1 protein-coding gene and 1 pseudogene are annotated in these 1,246 nt (G+C 76.5%); both read left to right on the top strand.

Going from position 1 to position 1,246, the window contains the following annotated elements; genetic code table 11:
* Positions 1-262, top strand: a pseudogene (locus HUX53_RS41915) (hypothetical protein); the annotation flags it as partial.
* On the top strand, positions 232-1,246 hold a 1,015-nt coding region (locus HUX53_RS33935; RefSeq protein ID WP_255205908.1), incomplete at its 3' end, for a glycosyltransferase family 39 protein. The pseudogene HUX53_RS41915 and the gene HUX53_RS33935, both read left to right, overlap by 31 nt.

Genomic DNA, 1,246 nt, shown 5'->3' on the forward strand with positions numbered 1-1,246 from the left:
GCTCCTGCGCGGCCCCGCCGCCGACCCGGCCTGGGCGCGGCCCGCGCTGCCGGCACTGCTCGCCGCGACCGCCGTCCTGTACCTGTGGGGGCTGGGCGCGTCCGGATGGGCCAACGCGTTCTACTCCGCCGCCGTCCAGGCCGGCGCCGCCAGATGGAAGGCGTTCTTCTTCGGCTCCTCCGACGCCGCCGGCGCCATCACCGTCGACAAGACCCGGCCGCGCTGTGGCCGATGGCGCTCGCCGCCCGCGTGTTCGGCGTGAACTCCTGGAGCATCCTCGTCCCGCAGGCGCTGATGGGCGTCGCGACCGTCGCCGTCCTGCACGCCGCCGTCCGGCGCCGGTTCCCCGCCTGGGCGGCGCTGCTCGCCGGGACCGCGCTCGCGCTGACACCGGTCGCCGCGCTGATGTTCCGCTTCAACAACCCGGACGCGCTGCTGGTGCTGCTGCTGACCCTCGGCGCGTACGGGACGATCCGGGCGCAGGAGACCGCGTCCACCCGCTGGCTGCTGTTCGCCGCCGCCTGCGTCGGCACCGGGTTCCTGGCCAAGATGCTGCAGGCGTTCCTGGTCGTCCCGGTGTTCGCCCTGGTCTACCTGATCACCGCCCCGGCGCCCGTGCGGCGGCGGCTGTGGCAGCTGGCCGCGGCCGGGGGAGCGCTGCTGGCGGCGGCCGGCTGGTGGGTCGCCGCGGTCGCGCTGGTCCCCGCCTCGTCCCGCCCCTACATCGGCGGGTCGCAGCACAACTCGGTCCTGGAACTGGCGCTCGGCTACAACGGGCTCGGCCGCCTCAACGGCGAGGAGACCGGCGGCCTCGGCAACCTCGACCAGGACGCCGGGTGGGGCCGCATGTTCGGGCCCGTCATCGGCGGCCAGATCTCCTGGCTGCTGCCCGCCGCGCTCGTCCTGCTCACCGCCGGGCTGTGGGCGACGCGCCGCGCGCCCCGCACCGACCCCGCCCGCGCCGCGCTCGCACTGTGGGGCGGATGCCTGCTGCTCACCGCCGCGATCTTCAGCCGCATGCAGGGGATCTTCCACGAGTACTACACCGTCGCGCTGGCACCCGCGATCGCCGCGCTCACCGGCATCGGCGCCGCTCTGGCCTGGGAGCGGCGCCGCGCCCCCGAGGGCGCCGCGGCCCTGGCGGCGGCGGTCGCGGTCACCGCGCTGTGGGCGTACGTGCTGCTCGGCCGGTCCCCGGACTGGCATCCCTGGCTGGCACCCGCGATCGCCGCCGCCAGGGCCGCGG

This window comes from Actinomadura sp. BRA 177, from assembly GCF_013372625.1.
Classification (GTDB): Bacteria; Actinomycetota; Actinomycetes; order Streptosporangiales; family Streptosporangiaceae; genus Spirillospora.